Here is a 14,851-nt window from a genome sequence, read left to right as displayed (position 1 = left end):
CAACAATGGCGACATGGACGTCGTCACCGCACCCTCGCTCCCGTCGCCGCTGCACGCCGACACCGGCGCACCCCGCCGGTCCCTCCGCATCGCCCTCGTGCAGATGCGGTGGCTCCCCGACCCGGACGAGCACCGGGCCCAGCTCGCCGACGGCATCGCGACCGCCGCAGCGAACGGAGCCACCGCGGTGTTCCTGCCCGAACTCACGCTGCGCCGCTACCCGGGCGACACCCTGGCGAGCGGGACCCCGAAGGACCTCGCCGAGTCGCTGCAGGACGGCCCGACCGTCGCCTTCGCCCGTGCCCAGGCGATCGAGCACGGGGTGTTCGTGCACGCCTCGCTGTACGAGCGGCCGGGCGACGACGACCAGCCCGACGACCCCCGCGGCTACAACACCGCGGTCCTCGTCGCTCCCGACGGCACCCTGGTCGGCCGGACCCGGAAGACCCACATCCCGATCAGCGCCGGCTACCACGAGGACACGTACTTCCGCCCGGGGACCGACGACGATGCCTTCCCGGTGTACGAGCCGGCCGGACTCGGCGCGCGCCTCGGGCTGCCGACCTGCTGGGACGAGTGGTTCCCCGAGGTGGCCCGGTCCTACGGCCTCGCCGGGTCCGAGGTGCTCGTGTACCCGACGGCGATCGGCTCCGAACCGACCTTCCCCGACTTCGACACCGCGCCGATCTGGCAGCGGGTGATCGTGGCGAACGGCATCACCGCCGGACAGTTCATGGTCGTGCCGAACCGGTGGGGCGACGAGGGCGACATCACGTTCTACGGCTCGTCCTTCATCTCGGACCCGTTCGGCCGCGTGCTCGTCGAGGCGCCCCGTGACGCGAGCGTGGTGCTCGTCGCCGACCTCGACCTCGACGCCCGGACGGAGTGGCTCCGGCTGTTCCCCTTCTACCTGACCCGGCGACCCGACCTGTACGCCGGGCTCGTCGACCCCGTCGACGAGGAACGCCACGCGTACGGCGCACGCGACGCGATCGACGCGGCCCTGGCCGTGGAACCGGCCACCACCGGACGCGAGGCGCGCGCATGACCTGGGTGATGCCTCCCGAGACGGCTCCGCAGGAACGCACCTGGATGGCGTTCCCGCGCCCCGGCCTGACGCTCGGCGACGACGCGGCGAGCGCCGAGGCCGCGCGCCTGGCCTGGGCGACCACGGCGAACACGATCAGCGAGCACCAGCCGGTGACCGTCGTCGTGGACCCGGTCGCACGGGGGGATGCCGGTCGCCTGCTGTCGTCCGACGTGGACGTGCTCGAGGCGCCGCTCGACGACTTCTGGATGCGCGACATCGGCCCGACGTTCGTCGTCGACGACGTGACCGGTGCACTCGGTGCCGTCGACTGGGTCTTCAACGGCTGGGGCGCGAACTCCTGGTCGACCTGGACGCGTGACGCTGAGGTCGCCGCCACGGTCGCCGGTGCTGCGGGAGCCACGCGGATCCCGTCGTTGCTCGTCAACGAGGGCGGGGCGATCCACGTCGACGGCGCCGGCACCGTCCTGGTGACGGAGACGGTGCAGCTCGACCCGCGCCGGAACCCGTACGCCGACCGGGAACGCGTCGAGCTGGAGCTGGCGCGCACGATCGGCGCCACGCGGGTGGTCTGGCTGCCCCGCGGCCTGACGCGCGACTACGACGGCTTCGGCACCCGGGGCCACGTCGACATGGTGGCGACCTTCGCCGATCCGGGCACGGTCCTGCTGCACGCCCAGCCGGATGGCGGCCACCCGGACCACCTGGTGATGCCGCAGATCCGGCGAGCGCTCGAGCAGGCGACCGACGCGACGATCATCGAGTTGCCGGCCCCGTCGACGCTGTCGGACGACGGTGGACCGGTGGACTGGAACTACGTGAACCACGTCGTGGTGAACGGTGCCGTGATCGCCTGCTCGTTCGGCGACCCGGTCGCTGACGACCGCGCCAGGGGCATCCTCGCCGAGGCGTACCCGGGCCGACGGGTCCGCTCGATCGACGCGCGACAGGTGTTCGCGCGCGGTGGCGGGCTGCACTGCATCACGCAGCAGCAACCGGTTGCCTGAACCACTGCCGCGGTGTACAGCGGGTGCCGATCACCTGTACACCGCGGCCGGTCCGCCCACTGCCGACCCGTCGGTATGGTGCTCCGAACTGATCCGGGCGACGCTGCCCGGCACCAAGAGCAGGGAAGTCACATGGCATCACCGATCGCGGTCACCGCGCCGGCAGCACCGGTGCGCGGCGGGTCGCTGAAGCGGAGCCTCGGGCTCTGGGCGATCGTCGGACTCGGCCTCGGCTACATGACCCCGACGGTCGTGTTCGACACCTTCGGCATCGTCTCCGGGCAGACCGACGGCGCGGTGCCGAGCGCGTACCTGATCGCCCTCGTCATCATGGCGCTCACCGCGATCAGCTACGGGAAGATGGTGCGCGTCTACCCCGCGGCCGGTTCCGCGTACACGTACGTCCGGGAGTCGATGCACCCGAACCTCGGCTTCATGGTCGGCTGGGCGTCACTGCTCGACTACCTGCTGCTGCCGATGGTGAACGCCCTGATCATCCGGCTCTACCTGGAGCAGGTGTTCCCGGGGCTGCCCCCGTGGGTGACCGTCGTCGTGTACACGGTGTTCGTGACGACGGTGATCTGCCTGTCGATGCGCGGCACGTCGAACCTGAACATGGTGCTGCTCATCGGTGCGGTCCTGGCGATGATCGCGTTCGTGGTCTTCACCGTCATCGAGCTCACCCACGGTGCCGGTGCGGGCACGATCGTCAGCGCCGAACCCTTCGTGCACGACGGCGTGACGATGTCTGCCCTGCTCACCGGGGCGACGGTGGTGTGCTTCTCGTTCATCGGCTTCGACGCCGTGACGATGTACACGGAAGAGGCGAAGTCGATCCGCATCATGCCGAAGGCGATCATGCTGACCGTCCTGCTCGGCGGCGCGATCTTCCTGGTCTCCGCCTACTTCGCCCAGCTCCGCTTCCCCACCAACGCACCGTTCGGCGAGTTCACCGACGACCCGCTCCCCCAGATCGGCCTGCTCGTCGGCGGCCCGGTGTTCCAGGCGGTCCTGGTGTCGGCCGGGTTCGTCGCCGCACTCGCCTCGGGTCTCGCGTCGCACGCCAGCGTCGCCCGCATGCTCATGGTGATGGGGCGGAACAACGTGCTGCCGAAGCGGGTCTTCGGCTACGTGCACCCCCGCACGCACACCCCGGTGTTCAACGTGGTCTTCGTCGGTGCGGTCACCCTGCTGGCGATGAGCTTCTCGCTCGACACGATCGCGGCCTACATCAACTTCGGCGCACTCATCGCGTTCACCTTCGTCAACGCCACCGTGATCGTGCACTTCGCGATCCGGAACGGGCGCCGTCACACGGCGGGCGACCGCTGGCGCTACATCGTGCTGCCCGGGGTCGCGATGCTCCTGACCGGGGTGCTCTGGTCACAGCTCCATGCCGACGCCCTGATAGCAGGAGGAGCGTGGGCGGCGATCGGGTTCGTCTACCTGCTCGTCATCACCAAGGGCTTCCGGGTCGCACCGAAGGGCTTCGACGAGAACCAGCCCGTCACCGGTGTGAACAAGCAGCTGACCGACCAGGCCTGACCGGCCACCACGAGAGGACGCCATGTACGCCGTCACCGACCCCACCACGGGCACGACCCTCGAGACCTACCCGACCATCACGGACGCCGAGCTGCACGATGCCGTCGCAGTCGCCGACCACACGCACACCGAGTGGTCACGGACGACGACGGTCGCCGACCGTGCAGCCCTGCTCCACCGGGTCGCGGACCTGTACCGGGAGCGGCACGCCGAGCTCGCCGCCACGATCGTGCGCGAGATGGCGAAGCCGATCGACCAGGCCGAGGGCGAGGTCGACTTCTGCGCCGACATCTACGACTACTACGCGGATCACGCGTCGGAGTTCCTGGCGGACCAGCCGATCACCCTGGCGGACGGGTCCGAGGGGTCCGCGTTCATCCGCAAGGCCTCCATCGGCGTCGTGCTCGGCATCATGCCGTGGAACTTCCCCGCCTACCAGATCGCCCGGTTCGCCGGACCGAACCTGGTCATCGGCAACACCGTCCTACTGAAGCACGCACCGCAGTGCCCGGAGTCCGCCCTGGCCATCGAGCGGATCTTCCACGACGCCGGCTTCCCGGCCGGGGCCTACACGAACGTGTTCGCGACGAACGACCAGGTCGCCGACTTCATCGCCGACCCGCGCGTGCAGGGTGTCTCGCTCACCGGTTCGGCGCGCGCCGGTGCCGCGGTCGCCGAGATCGCCGGCCGGAACCTGACGAAGGTGGTGCTCGAACTCGGCGGCTCCGACCCCTTCATCGTGCTGTCCACCGACGACCTGGACGCCGTCGTCGAGTCCGCCGTCACCACCCGGCTCGAGGGCAACGGCCAGGTCTGCAACGCCCCGAAGCGGTTCCTGGTGGTCGACGGCCTGTACGACGACTTCCTGGCGAAGTTCACCGCGGCGATGTCGGCGGTCGAACCGACGGATCCGAGCGTGCCCGGTGCCGAACTCGGTCCGCTGTCGTCCCCGGCCGCAGCCGATCGGCTGCAGGAACAGCTCGCGTCCGCCGTCGAGCAGGGTGCGACTGTCGTCACGGGCGGCGACCGCCAGGGCAACGCCTTCCTGCCGACGATCCTGACCGACGTCACGCCGGACAACGACGCCTACCGCGAGGAGTTCTTCGGCCCCGTCGCCACCATGTACCGCGTCGCCGACGAGGACGAGGCGATCGCCCTGGCCAACGACACCCCGTACGGCCTCGGTTCGTACCTGTTCACCACCGACGCCGACCAGGCACTCCGGGTCGCCGACCGGATCGAGGCCGGCATGGTCTACGTGAACATCGTCGGCGCGGACAGCCCGGAGCTGCCGTTCGGTGGCGTCAAGGGCAGCGGCTTCGGCCGCGAGCTCGGCCCCCTGGGGGCCGACGAGTTCGTGAACAAGAAGCTGATCCGCATCGGCTGACCGGCGCGGAGACGCCGGCGTCTCCGCCAGACGCCGCCGAATCGGCCGGCGTCTCGCCGACGGGACGGCGTCCGATCAAGACGCCGGTGTGTTGCAGCCGGACCCACGACGGACGGGAGGCGCGGTGCAAGCTGGCACCGCGCCTCCCGTCTGCTCGTCGGTCGCCGCTCCCACGTCGCCACCGGAAGACGCCGTCGTCACGCTTCGACGCCGCGGAACGCGCGAGACGCCGCCGGATCCGGCGGCGTCTCGCTGACGTGGAGGCGTCGAGCGAACACGCCGGCGTCTCCCGCCGCCGCGCCGCCGCACCACCGCGCTGCCGTGCGGTCGCCGCTACTGCTGCGGGTCGGCGGGCTCGCCGCCGGAGTCCGTGTCGCTGTCCTGCTGCGGGTCCTCCGTCGCGTCGCCCGTGGGCGACCCGTCCGGCAGGTCCTCGGTGTACTGCTCCTGGTCCTTGGTGGGGTCGCTGGACCCGTTCGCTGCGTCACTCATGGCCCGGACGGTACGCGCGAGCGCCTGGGTACGTCAGTACCTGGACAGGTCACCCAGCCGTGACCCACCGAGGTGGTTCCCGCGTCGCAGCGGCCTGTGGAACGACCGCCAGGATCTCCTCGGCGACCTCGCGACCGATGCGCACGGCACCGTCGACGTGCTGGTAGCCCTGCCCGGCCAGGTCGCTCGAGGCGAAGCGGATCGGACCGACGGCGGCACGCTGGTCGGCGCCGTAGCGGACGAGCCCGCCCAGGTCGAAGCTCGCCGCGTAGGCGCCGCGCGTCCACTCCTCGGTGCCCCAGTCGCTCTCGTAGTAGACGACCGGCGACAGGGCCTCGTCACCGTAGTAGTGCGCCAGCGAGGCGAGCACCCGGGCCCGCCGTTCCTCGGTCGACAGCGCGAACAGGTCGTCGGCGTGCTGGTCGGAGACGAACCCGACCAGGGTCCCCTGCTCGGAACCGTGCGAGGTGTTGTCGTACGCCTCGTGCACGACCTCGTACGGGCTGAACGCGGTGCCGGACAGGCCCGCCGCACGCCAGAAGGGACGGTCGTAGACGGCGTGCACCTTGATCACGAAGCCCATCGACAGGTGCTGGTGCAGCTGGTGCTGGCGTCGGGGCAGCGGCGGCTCGTACGAGATCCGCGAGTACAGGGGCGGCGGGACCGCGACGAGTGCCTGTCGGGCGTGCACCTCGATCCCGCCGTCGGCGAGCGCGACGACCCCGTCGTCGCCCCAGCGCAGCGTCCGGACCGGCGCGTTCAGGTGCACGTCGTCGCCGAGGCGCTCGGCGAGCCGTTCGGACACCTGCTGCATGCCGCCGACGACCCGCTTGTCGAGGATGAAGTCGGCGTCGACCAGGTTGGTGAAGCTGCCCGCGGACGCCGCCATCAGCAGGGCCTGCAGCGCCGAGAACGCGTGCGCGGGCTTCGTGAGCATGGCGCCGGCGATGAACAGCTCGACGTTGTCGGTCGCGACCCGGTCCGGGCTGAGGTCGTGCAGCCAGGCGCGGAACGAGACTTCGTCGAGGGCGGCTGCGTTCGGGGTCTCCCAGGGGCGCGCCGGGTCGACCTTCGCGACGTACTCGTCGACGACGGCGACGAGCCGTTCGATCTCGTTCGCCGTGGCCTCGGGCAGGGGGAAGATGTCGCCGGTGTACTCGGTCCGGGTGCCGTCGGCGTCGACGTAGACGCTGGAGCCCTCGCGGTACCGGTCGTACGTCTGCAGGCCGAGCTCGTCGAGGGTCTCGAGCAGTGCGGTCTGGTCGGGCGAGACCCACTGTCCGCCGATCTCCAGGGTCACCCCGTCGATGTCGTTCGTCCAGGTGCGGCCCCCCACGCGGTCGCGGGCCTCGAGCACGGCGACCCGCAGGCCGGCAGCCCGCAGGCGGTTCGCGGCGGTGAGACCGGCGACACCGGCTCCGATGACGACGACGTCCTTCTCGATCATCGAGCTGCTCCTTGTGCGGTCGTGGTGCTGTCGGTGTGCCGGAACGGGTCCGGGGTGAGCGTGTACATGGTCTCGAGGTACTCGGCGATGCCCTCGCCGCCACCCTCGCGACCGAGGCCGGACTGCTTCACGCCGCCGAACGGTGCCGAGGCGTTCGACACGACCCCGGTGTTCAGCCCCAGCATGCCGGTCTCGAGCCGCTCCATCAGGCGCTGCCCGCGTGCCGGGTCCTCGGTGAACGCGTAGCCGACCAGACCGTACTCGGTGTCGTTCGCGGCGGCCACGGCCTCGTCCTCGGAGCGGAACGTGCGGATCGCGAGCACCGGCCCGAAGATCTCGGCGTCGAGGATCGCGCTGCCGGGCTGCACGTCGGTCAGGACGGTCGGTGCGTAGAACGTGCCGGGCCCGTCGACCGGATGCCCGCCGGTCCGGACCGTCGCCCCGCGCTCGACCGCGTCGGTGACCAGGCGGTGGGCCTTGTCCACGGCACGGGCGTCGATGAGCGGCCCGATGGCGACGCCGTCCTCGGTCCCCCGGCCGACCCGCATCGCGGCGACCCGTTCGGTGACCCGGCGGGTGAACTCGTCGGCGACGTCCTCGTGCACCAGGAACCGGTTCGCGGCGGTGCAGGCCTGGCCGGTGTTCCGGAACTTCGCGGCGAGCGCGCCCTCCACCGCCAGGTCGAGGTCGGCGTCGGCGAACACCAGGAACGGGGCGTTGCCCCCGAGCTCCATGCTCGTCCGGAGCACGTTCTGTGCCGCCTGGCCGAGCAGGGTGCGTCCGACCGGCGTCGAACCGGTGAACGACAGCTTCCGCAGGCGGGGGTCGGCGATCACGGGCGCGGAGACGTCGGCGGCGTGCGTGGTCGGGACGACGTTGACCACCCCGGCGGGCACGCCGGCCTCGACGAGCAGGTCGGCGAACAGCAGGGTGGTCAGCGGCGTCAGTTCGGCAGGCTTCACGACGACGGTGCAGCCGGCGGCGAGCGCCGGAGCGATCTTGCGGGTCGCCATCGCCAACGGGAAGTTCCACGGCGTGATCAGGAACGCGGGCCCGACGGGCTTGTGCGAGACGGTGGCGCGGCCGGTCCCCTCGGGGTTGGTGCCGTACGAACCACCGATGCGGACCGCTTCCTCCGAGAACCAACGGAGGAACTCGCCGCCGTACGTGACCTCGCCGCGGGCCTCGGCCAGGGGCTTGCCCATCTCCAGCGTCATCAGGAGCGCGAACTCCTCGCGTCGCTCCTGCAGCAGGTCGAACGCGCGGCGCAGCACCTCGGCGCGCTGCCGCGGGGGCGTGGTCGCCCAGCCGTGCCGTGCGGCGACGGCGGCGTCGAGCGCCTTCCGGCCGTCCTCGGGTGAGGCGTCGGCGATGTGCAGGAGTGTTTCGCCGGTCGCAGGGTCGACGACGGCGAAGGTCGCGTCGTCGGCCGCCGGCTGCCAGACACCGTCGACCAGGAGGCCCGTGGGGACGCGGTCGAGCACCGCCTGTTCGGCGGCTGGTCCGGTGGCGTCGGGGACGCTGGGCCAGGCAGTCGCGGGGATGGTCGCGCTCACGACGCGGCCAGCCCGTCGAGGACGACGGTCAGGCCGTCGCGGAGCAGGTCGTCGTCGATCGACAGCGGCGGCAGGAAGCGCACGACGTTGCCGTACGTGCCGGCCGTGAGGGCGATGACCCCGTGCTCGAACGCGTACCGCACCACCCGTCCGGTGAGCCCGGGGTCGGGATCACCGGTGGCGGGGTCGACGAGTTCCATCGCGACCATCGCACCGCGGCCGCGGACGTCGCCGATGCGGGGGTCGTCGGCCTGCGCGCTGCGCAGGCCGTCGAGCAGGACCGTGCCGATCGCCCCGGCGCGCTCGACGAGTCCGTCGTGCTCGAAGGCGTCGATGGCCGCGAGGGCTGCGGCGCATGCGATCGGGTTGCCGCCGTACGTCCCGCCGAGGCCGCCGACGTGGGCGGAGTCCATGATCGCCGCACGCCCGGTCACACCGGACAACGGGAGTCCGCCGGCCATGCCCTTGGCGGTCGTGACGACGTCGGGCACGATCCCCTCGTGCTCGCTGGCGAACATCGCCCCGGTGCGGGCGAACCCGGTCTGCACCTCGTCCGCGATGAACACGACGCCGTTGGCGGTGGTCCACTCGGACAGCGCGGTGAGGAACCCCGGTGCCGGGACGACGAAGCCGCCCTCGCCCTGGATCGGTTCGATCAGGACCGCGGCGGTGTTCTCGGCGCCGACCTGCTTCTCGATCTGGCTGATCGCACGCTTCGCCGCCTCGGGCCCCGACAGCCCGTCGTGGAACGGGTACGACATCGGGACGCGGTAGACCTCGGGTGCGAACGGCCCGAAGCCGTCCTTGTAGGGCTGGTTCTTCGCGGTCAGCGCCATCGTCAGGTTCGTGCGGCCGTGGTAGGCGTGGTCGAAGACGACGACGGCCTGCCGACCGGTGTGCTTCCGGGCGATCTTGACGGCGTTCTCGACGGCCTCGGCCCCGGAGTTGAACAGGGCGGTCCGCTTCTCGTGGTCGCCGGGGGTCAGACGGTTGAGCGCCTCGGCGACGGCGACGTACCCGTCGTAGGCGGCGATGGTGAAGCACGTGTGTGTGAAGGCCGCGACCTGCTCGGTGACGGCGGCGACCACGCCGGGGTGGGCGTTGCCGACCGACGTCACGGCGATCCCGGACCCGAGGTCGACGAACGAGTTGCCGTCGGCGTCGACCACGACGCCGCCGCCGGCCGCGACGACCGCGATGGGCACGGCGACGCCGACCCCGGCCGCGACGGCGCCGGCCTTCCGGGCGAGCAGCTCCTGCGATCGCGGACCAGGGACGGCGGTGACGAGCCGTCGTTCCTGGGGCAGCGACGGGCCGCCGGTGGTCGCTCGGGTCGCGGACGCTGCGGTGGAGGACATGCCGCGATGGTAGGAGCCACCACCGCACACTCGTACTGTCCACGGCGTACATCGACCCCCGGGCGGATCGACCCGGTGGATAGGGTGACGGCATGCCCGCAACGCTGCGCTCCCTGCTGCACCGGCGTGAACTCCGCCTGCGCCCGCTCACCGACGCGAACGAGCACACCCTCGATGCCCCGCTGTCCTGGCTGCACAGCTCGGACCTCGAGGACCCGACCCCGTTCCTCGCCGAAGGCCAGGGGCTGCTCACGACCGGCACGCAGTTCGGTGCCGAGGTCGACGTGCGCGACGACGTCGCCGAGGCCTACGTCCGGCGGCTCGTGGACCGCGGTGTCGTGGCGCTCGGGTTCGGCACCGAGGTCGTCCGCGCCGGTACTCCCGACGCCCTGGTCACCGCCTGCACCGGGCACGGACTGCCGCTGTTCGAGGTGCCCTACGAGACGTCCTTCATCGCGGTCGCGCAGGCCAACGCCGAAGCGGTCGCGCGGGACGCCAACGCGCGCGGCGCCTGGGCCCTCGCCGCGCAGCGTGCCATCTCGCTCGCCGCGATGCGACCGGACGGACTCGGCGCGACCATCGCCGAGCTGTCCCGCCAGCTCGACGGGTGGGTCGGCCTGTTCGACGTCTCCGGGCGGCTCGACCGCGGCCACCCCGCCGACGGTCTGCCCGCTGCCGACCTCGACCTCCTGCGCACCGAGGCGCTGCGGCTGCTGCGCTCCGGGCAGCGGGCCAGCCTGCCGGTCGCCACGGACCGCGGCGTCGGGTACACCCTGCAGACGCTCGGCAGCGGCGGGCACCTGAGCGGCGTGCTCGCGATCGCGAACGGCGGAGCACTCGACCGGGCCGGACGCGAGGTCGTCACGGCCGTGATCGCCCTGGCCGGCCTCGCCCTGCAGCAGAACCGCGAGCTCGCCCGTGCCCGGGGGCTCCTGCGGACCGGACTCCTCACGATGCTGTCCGTCGGCGAACCCGAGGTGGTGCAGGCGACGTCACGCGAGGTGTGGGGGCCGCTGCCCGCCGAACCCGTCCGGATCGCGGCTGTCGACGTCCCCGACCACGAACTCGACACCGTGGTGGACCTGCTCGAACTGTGGGTGCAGGACCGGCCGGGCCACCTGTTCTTCGCGGTCGACGACGCCCTGTTCCTCTGCGTGAACGCAGACGACACCGGGATCGTCGCCGAACTCGTCGACCGCTTCGACCTGCGCGCCGGCCTGTCCGACGGCGCGGCGTACCGGTCCTTCGGGCGCGCCCGCACCGAGGCCGTGCAGGCACTCGATCGACGTCGTGAAGGACGCCCGGGCACCACCGAGTTCGGCGACCTCGCCCGAGAAGGGGTGCTCGCCCACCTCGCCCACGTCGACGTGGACGCCGGTGCCGTCGCCCGCGCGTTCCTCGCCCCGCTGCTCGACCACGACCGCACGGCCGGCACCGAGCTCACGGGCACCGTCCGGACCTGGCTGCAGGAGAACTGCGAGTACGACCGCGCCGCACGGGTCCTCGGCATCCACCGGCACACCGCCCGCGCCCGGGTGGAGCACGCCGGTCGGCTCCTCGACCGTGACCTCTCCGTCTTCTCGACCCGGGCCGACCTCTGGGCAGCCTTCGTGGTCGAGGGCGCGTGACGCGCGGATACGGTGGGACGATGCCGTCGACACCGGCCCGCCGGCGCCTGAGCCCGGCCGAACGCGGATCCCAGATCACGGCGGCCGCCGTCGACCTGGCGCGTGCCGAGGGCCTCGCGGCGGTGACGCTCCGCGGGGTCGCCGCCGTGATCGGGGTCGCACCCTCGCTCGTCGCCCACTACCGCCCGAGCATGGAGGACCTGGTCGGCGAGACGTTCCGCACCGTCGCGGACGCCGAGGTCGCCGAGGTCCGCGCGATCGTCGCCGCTGCGCCCGACCCCGTCTCCGGCCTCCGCACCCTGCTCGGCTGCATCGCCGATCCCGCCCGCGACGACGTCGCCACCCTGTGGGCGGACGCGTGGAGCATCGGCCGCACGAACGCGGCACTGGCGACCGCGGCACGGGACGTCATGGACGACTGGCAGCTCCTCGCCACCACGGTCGTCGCCGACGGGGTGCGCGCGGGTGTGCTGCACACCGACGACCCGGACGGCGTCGGACGCCTGCTCTTCGCGCTCGTCGACGCCACCAACGGGTACGCCCTGGTCGACTACCTCGACCGCGCGACCCGCGAGGGCCTGGTCCGCACGACGATCGCACGAGCGGTGGGCCTGGACGGGTCAGCCCTGTCGGGGTGACACCCGCCGCAGTGCCACTGACCGCATCGCCACCCACTGCAGCAGCATGATCGTCTTGCCGTCGGCGATCCGACCGTCCGCCACCATCGCGAGCGCGTCGTCGAGCTGCACCTCGAGCACCTCGATGTCCTCACCCTCGTCCTCGACGCCGCCCCCGGCCTCGACCCGGTCGGTCGGCGTGTACGCGCCGAGGTAGAAGTGGACCCGCTCGGTGACCGAACCGGGGCTCATGAACACGTCGCCCAGGTGCTCGAGCGCGCCGAGCCGGATGCCGAGCTCCTCGGCGGCTTCACGCCGGACCGCGGTCTCGGGGTCGTCCTCGTCGAGCAGTCCCGCCGCGGCCTCGATCAACATGCCGTCCGGGTGTCCGTTCACGTACGCGGGCCACCGGAACTGCCGCGTGAGCAGGACGGTGCCGCGCTCGGCGTCGAACGGCAGGACCGTCGCACCGTTCCCGCGGTCGTAGGTCTCGCGCTGCTGCCGGTCCCACCGACCGTCACGGCGCCGGACGTCGAGGGTCGTGCGGCGGAGCACGTGCCACCCGTTCGACACCACCTCGACGTCCCGCACGACGACGTCCGGGTTGCGGTCGAGGGCACGGCCCACGGCGTCGAGGCCCGTCCGACCACGGTCGTCGGGGACGTCCACTCCCGGACGCTGGACGGTGGTGCGTTCGTCGGTCACCCGGTCACCGTAGCGGGGCACCTCGGCAGGACCCCGTCCGCTCGGTACGCTCGACGTGCCGCACCAGGGAGCGGCAGAGGACGGTGCAGCATGACCAGGACGTTCATCCTCCGACGACCGGACCGACCGCAGGTGGTCACCGTGTCCTTCGTGCTGTGGCTGGTGTGGGTGGCAGCCTGCGTCGCGGCCACGGTGCTCCAGTTCTTCGCGACGGACGCGGCGGTCGGCCAGGCGCCGGTCCTCGCCGGGATCGTCGCCCTGGTGCTCTGGGCCCTGGTGACGTGGGCGGTGTTCCGGATGGCCGCGGGCTCCCGCGTCGCGCGCATCGTGCTCGTCGTCGTCGCGGCCTTCCGCGCGCTCCTGAGCGTCACCGGCGGCGAACTCGCGGTCCTGACGATCGCGCTGTCGGTCGTCGCCGCGGTCCTGCTGTTCCTGCCCAGCGCGCGCCCGTTCTTCGCCCCGCAGCAGGCCCGGAGAGCCGACCACGGGTTCGACGGAACCGGCGTGTCGGGGCCGAGCCGTGCCTCCAGGCCGGATGCCGACCACACGACGGACGCCGACCGGGGCTGAGGCCGGACGCGTCGACGGCCGTCCCCGGCCCGGCCCGAGAAACAGGAAAGGCCCCGGATTCCTCCGGGGCCTTTCCTGTTTTCGCCTGGTGCGCGAGGGGGGACTTGAACCCCCACGCCGTTTCCAGCACACGGACCTGAACCGTGCGCGTCTACCAATTCCGCCACTCGCGCCAGCCCCGAAACACTACCACGCACAGACGGGTGTCAACGCCAACCACTACCATGCAGTGGTTGACGACCGACGACACGGGAGACGCATGGGCCTGCTGGACAACTTCGAGCGAGGGTTGGAACGCGCCGTCAACGGCGCGTTCGCGAAGACCTTCCGCTCCGGGGTGCAGCCCGTCGAGATCTCGAGCGCCCTGCGGCGCGAGCTCGACACGAAGGCCGCGGTGGTCTCCCGTGAACGCATCCTCGTGCCGAACGAGTTCACCGTGCGCCTGGCGCCGCCGGACTGCACGCGCATGAACGACGTCGGTCGCCCGCTCATCGACGAACTGACCCAGATGGTGCACCAACACGCCGTCGCGCAGAACTACTCGTTCTCCGGCCCGGTCACCATCCGGCTCCAGCAGGACGGCACGCTCTCGACGGGCATCCTGCAGGTCGACTCCACCACCGTGCAGCGCGACGTGGCCTGGATCCCGGTGCTCGACATCGGCTCGCAGCGACACCGACTGCACCGCGGGCGCACGGTGATCGGGCGCGGCAGCGACGCGGACATCACCATCGCGGACACCGGGACGAGCCGGAAGCACGTCGAGGTGCTGTGGGACGGCAAGCACGCCCAGGCCACCGATCTCGGCTCCACGAACGGCTCGAAACTGAACGGTCAGCACTTCCAGCAGGCGATCGTTGAGCCGGACTCCACCATCGAGATCGGTCGTACCCGTATGGTGTTCCGGGTGATCCCGGAGAACGACGGAGGTGCTCGATGACCACAGGCCTGACCCTGCTCGTCCTGCGCTTCGCGTTCCTCGCGGTGCTCTGGCTGTTCGTCTTCGTGATCGTGTTCGCCCTGCGCAGCGATCTCTTCGGCCAACGCGTCCGCACGATCCCGACGGATCCCAAGTCCGCGCCGTCCGGGCCCAGCACCCCCACCGTCCCCGCTGCGGCGGCCCCCGGGCCCGCGTCGAGCGGTGCGTTCACCGACGTGATCGGTCAGCCGAGTGGTGGGCAGCGGCCCGCTTCGCCGGCCGCGGCCCGACTCGTCATCACCGAGGGAGCGCGCGAGGGCATGGAGATGCCGCTGGGTGGCGGCCCCATCACGATCGGGCGTTCGAGCGAGTCGAACGTCGTGATCCGTGACGACTACACCTCGACCAACCACGCCCGCCTCGACCTCCGCGCCGACGGCTGGCTCCTCACCGACCTCGAGTCCACGAACGGCACCTTCGTCAACGGTCAGAAGGTGAGCGCTCCCGTCCTCGTGACAGAGGGCACGCCCATCACGATCGGGACGACGACGTTCGAGCTGCGGCGGTAACCC

General features: G+C 71.7%; 14 protein-coding genes and 1 tRNA gene. 9 read left to right on the top strand and 6 right to left on the bottom strand.

Annotated elements, in window-relative coordinates; translation table 11 throughout:
• Positions 1-13: 13 nt before the first annotated feature.
• The 4 genes from DEI98_RS01835 (at position 14) to DEI98_RS01820 (ending at position 4,987) form a co-directional block, all read left to right on the top strand.
• The gene (locus DEI98_RS01835; RefSeq protein WP_111099703.1) at positions 14-1,048 is read left to right on the top strand and encodes a nitrilase-related carbon-nitrogen hydrolase; all 1,035 of its coding nucleotides are present in this window, start codon (positions 14-16) and stop codon (positions 1,046-1,048) included.
• The gene (locus tag DEI98_RS01830) at positions 1,045-2,055 is read left to right on the top strand and encodes an agmatine/peptidylarginine deiminase (protein WP_111099702.1); all 1,011 of its coding nucleotides are present in this window, start codon (positions 1,045-1,047) and stop codon (positions 2,053-2,055) included. Before DEI98_RS01835 ends, DEI98_RS01830 begins: the two co-directional genes overlap by 4 nt.
• Positions 2,056-2,187: 132 nt before the next feature.
• The gene (locus DEI98_RS01825) at positions 2,188-3,600 is read left to right on the top strand and encodes an APC family permease (RefSeq protein ID WP_111099701.1); all 1,413 of its coding nucleotides are present in this window, start codon (positions 2,188-2,190) and stop codon (positions 3,598-3,600) included.
• A 22-nt stretch (positions 3,601-3,622) separates the two neighbouring features.
• A complete protein-coding gene (locus DEI98_RS01820) occupies positions 3,623-4,987 on the top strand; it encodes an NAD-dependent succinate-semialdehyde dehydrogenase (protein ID WP_111099700.1) in 1,365 nt (454 codons plus the stop codon).
• Between the two features lie 333 nt (positions 4,988-5,320).
• On the opposite strand, the gene DEI98_RS18460 is transcribed toward DEI98_RS01820, so the two are convergent.
• The 4 genes from DEI98_RS18460 to gabT all read right to left on the bottom strand — a co-directional run bounded on the left by DEI98_RS18460 (position 5,321) and on the right by gabT (position 9,840).
• On the bottom strand, positions 5,321-5,479 hold the full coding sequence (locus tag DEI98_RS18460; protein WP_155896911.1) for a hypothetical protein: 159 nt from the start codon (positions 5,477-5,479) through the stop codon (positions 5,321-5,323).
• 49 nt (positions 5,480-5,528) lie between these two features.
• Positions 5,529-6,926, bottom strand: a complete 1,398-nt coding sequence (locus tag DEI98_RS01815) for an NAD(P)/FAD-dependent oxidoreductase (protein WP_111099699.1) — start codon at positions 6,924-6,926, stop codon at positions 5,529-5,531.
• On the bottom strand, positions 6,923-8,410 hold the full coding sequence (locus DEI98_RS01810; protein ID WP_111099796.1) for an NAD-dependent succinate-semialdehyde dehydrogenase: 1,488 nt from the start codon (positions 8,408-8,410) through the stop codon (positions 6,923-6,925). Before DEI98_RS01810 ends, DEI98_RS01815 begins: the two co-directional genes overlap by 4 nt.
• Positions 8,411-8,478: 68 nt before the next feature.
• Positions 8,479-9,840: a 4-aminobutyrate--2-oxoglutarate transaminase gene (gabT, locus tag DEI98_RS01805; protein ID WP_111099698.1), complete on the bottom strand. Its 1,362-nt coding sequence runs from the start codon at positions 9,838-9,840 to the stop codon at positions 8,479-8,481.
• Positions 9,841-9,932: 92 nt separating this feature from the next.
• Here gabT and DEI98_RS01800 point away from each other — a divergent pair, with 92 nt between their 5' ends.
• Together DEI98_RS01800 and DEI98_RS01795 are read left to right on the top strand one after the other, a co-directional pair.
• Positions 9,933-11,468 (top strand): PucR family transcriptional regulator, encoded by a 1,536-nt coding sequence (locus DEI98_RS01800; RefSeq protein ID WP_111099697.1) that lies wholly within the window; start codon positions 9,933-9,935, stop codon positions 11,466-11,468.
• 20 nt (positions 11,469-11,488) lie between these two features.
• Positions 11,489-12,106, top strand: a complete 618-nt coding sequence (locus DEI98_RS01795) for a TetR/AcrR family transcriptional regulator (protein WP_111099696.1) — start codon at positions 11,489-11,491, stop codon at positions 12,104-12,106.
• Here the strand turns inward: DEI98_RS01795 and DEI98_RS01790 are convergent.
• On the bottom strand, positions 12,089-12,790 hold the full coding sequence (locus DEI98_RS01790) for an NUDIX domain-containing protein (RefSeq protein WP_111099795.1): 702 nt from the start codon (positions 12,788-12,790) through the stop codon (positions 12,089-12,091). The genes DEI98_RS01795 and DEI98_RS01790 overlap by 18 nt on opposite strands.
• 90 nt (positions 12,791-12,880) lie before the next feature.
• Between DEI98_RS01790 and DEI98_RS01785 the strand changes: the two genes are divergently transcribed.
• The gene (locus DEI98_RS01785; protein ID WP_071404146.1) at positions 12,881-13,360 is read left to right on the top strand and encodes a hypothetical protein; all 480 of its coding nucleotides are present in this window, start codon (positions 12,881-12,883) and stop codon (positions 13,358-13,360) included.
• 86 nt (positions 13,361-13,446) lie between these two features.
• Here the strand turns inward: DEI98_RS01785 and DEI98_RS01780 are convergent.
• Positions 13,447-13,533 (bottom strand) — tRNA-Leu (locus tag DEI98_RS01780).
• Positions 13,534-13,619: 86 nt separating this feature from the next.
• Between DEI98_RS01780 and DEI98_RS01775 the strand changes: the two genes are divergently transcribed.
• Both DEI98_RS01775 and DEI98_RS01770 read left to right on the top strand, forming a co-directional pair.
• Positions 13,620-14,300, top strand: coding sequence for a DUF3662 and FHA domain-containing protein (locus DEI98_RS01775; RefSeq protein ID WP_017887797.1), 681 nt, complete (start codon positions 13,620-13,622; stop codon positions 14,298-14,300).
• On the top strand, positions 14,297-14,848 hold the full coding sequence (locus DEI98_RS01770; protein WP_111099695.1) for an FHA domain-containing protein: 552 nt from the start codon (positions 14,297-14,299) through the stop codon (positions 14,846-14,848). Before DEI98_RS01775 ends, DEI98_RS01770 begins: the two co-directional genes overlap by 4 nt.
• The last annotated feature ends 3 nt before the right edge of the window (positions 14,849-14,851 follow it).

Origin of the sequence: Curtobacterium sp. MCLR17_034, from assembly GCF_003234485.1 — a bacterium.
Taxonomy (GTDB): domain Bacteria; phylum Actinomycetota; class Actinomycetes; order Actinomycetales; family Microbacteriaceae; genus Curtobacterium; species Curtobacterium flaccumfaciens.
This window is presented reverse-complemented; position numbering and strand designations above follow the sequence as displayed.

Bases quoted from the DNA above. Each gene is read 5' to 3' on its own strand.
- DEI98_RS01775 (WP_017887797.1), top strand. From the start codon at position 13,620: ATGGGCCTGCTGGACAACTTCGAGCGAGGGTTGGAACGCGCCGTCAAC.
- DEI98_RS01825 (WP_111099701.1), top strand. From the start codon at position 2,188: ATGGCATCACCGATCGCGGTCACCGCGCCGGCAGCACCGGTGCGCGGC.
- gabT (WP_111099698.1), bottom strand. From the start codon at position 9,840: ATGTCCTCCACCGCAGCGTCCGCGACCCGAGCGACCACCGGCGGCCCG.
- DEI98_RS01830 (WP_111099702.1), top strand. From the start codon at position 1,045: ATGACCTGGGTGATGCCTCCCGAGACGGCTCCGCAGGAACGCACCTGG.
- DEI98_RS01800 (WP_111099697.1), top strand. From the start codon at position 9,933: ATGCCCGCAACGCTGCGCTCCCTGCTGCACCGGCGTGAACTCCGCCTG.
- DEI98_RS01820 (WP_111099700.1), top strand. From the start codon at position 3,623: ATGTACGCCGTCACCGACCCCACCACGGGCACGACCCTCGAGACCTAC.
- DEI98_RS01815 (WP_111099699.1), bottom strand. From the start codon at position 6,926: ATGATCGAGAAGGACGTCGTCGTCATCGGAGCCGGTGTCGCCGGTCTC.
- DEI98_RS01785 (WP_071404146.1), top strand. From the start codon at position 12,881: ATGACCAGGACGTTCATCCTCCGACGACCGGACCGACCGCAGGTGGTC.
- DEI98_RS01835 (WP_111099703.1), top strand. From the start codon at position 14: ATGGACGTCGTCACCGCACCCTCGCTCCCGTCGCCGCTGCACGCCGAC.
- DEI98_RS01770 (WP_111099695.1), top strand. From the start codon at position 14,297: ATGACCACAGGCCTGACCCTGCTCGTCCTGCGCTTCGCGTTCCTCGCG.
- DEI98_RS01795 (WP_111099696.1), top strand. From the start codon at position 11,489: ATGCCGTCGACACCGGCCCGCCGGCGCCTGAGCCCGGCCGAACGCGGA.
- DEI98_RS18460 (WP_155896911.1), bottom strand. From the start codon at position 5,479: ATGAGTGACGCAGCGAACGGGTCCAGCGACCCCACCAAGGACCAGGAG.